Genomic DNA, 1,127 nt, shown 5'->3' with positions numbered 1-1,127 from the left:
CTCCTCGTATAATATGATTTGTAATCAACTAAAAAGATCGATCTTTAAAAAGATTACAAAATTTAATTGAACCTTGATAATTGAATATTGTTTTTTAATTTCGTTATTATTAGCTCTCTCAAGTGCCACTTGATACTTATGCATACATCGCATAACTACTATCTATGTTTGGAATGATGGATTGTCAAGCCCGAACGCAGTGAGTTTATTTTAGGCTTGACTATACATCGGCCAAACATATAATCTTCTATACGATGTATGCTGGATCGCTGCATTTTGCATTTGTAGTACACGAATTCCCTCTTTCTTCTTCAGGTTGTCTCTGTTAAACTATTTTTAGAATTTGGTTTCAGGGTCGCTCTGAAAACCTCCTGAAGACCCTACTTTAGGGTACTTCTCGTCTAAGACTGCACCCCTGGGATTACTCGTTTAGTTCTGACTCGCTTGCTGTCCATATCATACTCTTCCGTATGTTTCAGCATCCATACGGTGTATCCTATGAGTATTGATATAGTTCTGATATCGCGAGGCTGTTTCTCGGTAATCTGTCAGGGATTAACCTGGTACTGGTTCTCAATTTTTTTAATGAAAGGAGGAATTTACGTGCCCAGTACTTTATTCGTCGGTATAGACGTAAGCAGTCAATCTAATTCTGTTTTCTTTATTGATCAAGATGGCAATAACCTCATTAAGAAACCTTTTTCGGTTTCTAATGATATCCCAGGTGCTGATTCTATCATCTCTGAGGTGATTTCTCATGCTAACGCTATTAATGCTTCCTGTGTCAAAATTGGTATGGAAGCCACTTCTCATTATGCATGGCACCTCCATCTTCACCTGGCTTCTTCTCCTGACCTGGCACCTTTTAACCCTAAATTCTTTGTTATGAATCCAGGTGTCGTCAAGGGTTTTAAAAAGGCTTATACCTATTTGCCTAAAACTGACGATTTTGATGCCAGAATCATTGCTGATTGTGTCAGATTCGGTAGGGTAAACCCTACTCCTATGCCTGACTTTAGGTATGCTGCGCTACAGCGCCTTACTCGTTTTAGATACCATCTGGTACAAACTATATCCAGTGAAAAGAGCAGAGCTTTGAACCTCCTTTATCTCAAGTTCTCTTCATA

The 1,127-nt window shown here is 38.7% G+C and carries 1 protein-coding gene; it reads left to right on the top strand.

Annotation, left to right across the window (positions count from 1 at the left end; all coding sequences use genetic code 11):
- Positions 1-603: 603 nt before the first annotated feature.
- On the top strand, positions 604-1,127 hold a 524-nt coding region (locus HNR52_RS12240; protein WP_435620741.1), incomplete at its 3' end, for an IS110 family transposase.

This window comes from Thermoanaerobacterium thermosulfurigenes (assembly GCF_051201035.1).
GTDB lineage: Bacteria > Bacillota > Thermoanaerobacteria > Thermoanaerobacterales > Thermoanaerobacteraceae > Thermoanaerobacterium > Thermoanaerobacterium thermosulfurigenes.
This window is presented reverse-complemented; position numbering and strand designations above follow the sequence as displayed.